Source organism: Streptomyces sp. NPDC005925, from assembly GCF_040638805.1.
In the GTDB taxonomy this organism is placed as follows: domain Bacteria; phylum Actinomycetota; class Actinomycetes; order Streptomycetales; family Streptomycetaceae; genus Streptomyces.
In genome coordinates this window covers 1,966-3,441 of record NZ_JBEXVL010000060.1, presented here as the reverse complement: position 1 = coordinate 3,441, position 1,476 = coordinate 1,966, and the positions used below count along the sequence as shown (strand labels likewise).

Genomic DNA, 1,476 nt, shown 5'->3' with positions numbered 1-1,476 from the left:
GGCTTCACCCGGCACACGACGCTCCCCTACCCATCCCAGCGGGCGTTGGCCCTCATGCTGAAATGACACGACTTCGGCGGTACGCTTGAGCCCCGCTACATTGTCGGCGCGGAATCACTTGACCAGTGAGCTATTACGCACTCTTTCAAGGGTGGCTGCTTCTAAGCCAACCTCCTGGTTGTCTCTGCGACTCCACATCCTTTCCCACTTAGCGTACGCTTAGGGGCCTTAGTCGATGCTCTGGGCTGTTTCCCTCTCGACCATGGAGCTTATCCCCCACAGTCTCACTGCCGCGCTCTCACTTACCGGCATTCGGAGTTTGGCTAAGGTCAGTAACCCGGTAGGGCCCATCGCCTATCCAGTGCTCTACCTCCGGCAAGAAACACACGACGCTGCACCTAAATGCATTTCGGGGAGAACCAGCTATCACGGAGTTTGATTGGCCTTTCACCCCTAACCACAGGTCATCCCCCAGGTTTTCAACCCTGGTGGGTTCGGTCCTCCACGAAGTCTTACCTCCGCTTCAACCTGCCCATGGCTAGATCACTCCGCTTCGGGTCTTGAGCATGCTACTGAACGCCCTATTCGGACTCGCTTTCGCTACGGCTACCCCACCCGGGTTAACCTCGCAACACACCGCAAACTCGCAGGCTCATTCTTCAAAAGGCACGCAGTCACGAGACAAAGAGCAAGCTCTCCGTCCGACGCTCCCACGGCTTGTAGGCACACGGTTTCAGGTACTATTTCACTCCGCTCCCGCGGTACTTTTCACCATTCCCTCACGGTACTATCCGCTATCGGTCACCAGGGAATATTTAGGCTTAACGGGTGGTCCCGCCAGATTCACACGGGATTTCTCGGGCCCCGTGCTACTTGGGTGTCTCTCAAACGAGCCGCTAATGTTTCAGCTACGGGGGTCTTACCCTCTACGCCGGACCTTTCGCATGTCCTTCGCCTACATCAACGGTTTCTGACTCGTCTCACGGCCGGCAGACCATGAAAGAGAGATCCCACAACCCCGTATACGCAACCCCTGCCGGGTCTCACACGCATACGGTTTGGCCTCATCCAGTTTCGCTCGCCACTACTCCCGGAATCACGGTTGTTTTCTCTTCCTGCGGGTACTGAGATGTTTCACTTCCCCGCGTTCCCTCCACTTGCCCTATGTGTTCAGACAAGGGTGACAGCCCATGACGACTGCCGGGTTTCCCCATTCGGACACCCCCGGATCAAAGCCTGGTTGACGACTCCCCGGGGCCTATCGTGGCCTCCCACGTCCTTCATCGGTTCCTGGTGCCAAGGCATCCACCGTGCGCCCTTAAAAACTTGGCCACAGATGCTCGCGTCCACTGTGCAGTTCTCAAACAACGACCAACCACCCATCACCCCGAACCACACGGTCCGAGAACACTGGGGCCGGCACTGAAAGCAAAGCCTCACGGCCATACCCTCAGACACCCAACAGCGCGCCCGACC

1 rRNA gene (only partly in view) is annotated in these 1,476 nt (G+C 57.7%); it reads right to left on the bottom strand.

The annotated features are described in order from the left end of the window. Positions 1 to 1,332, bottom strand: a 23S ribosomal RNA gene (locus tag ABZ354_RS28500) (it extends 1,294 nt beyond the left edge of the window). Positions 1,333 to 1,476: the final 144 nt, after the last annotated feature.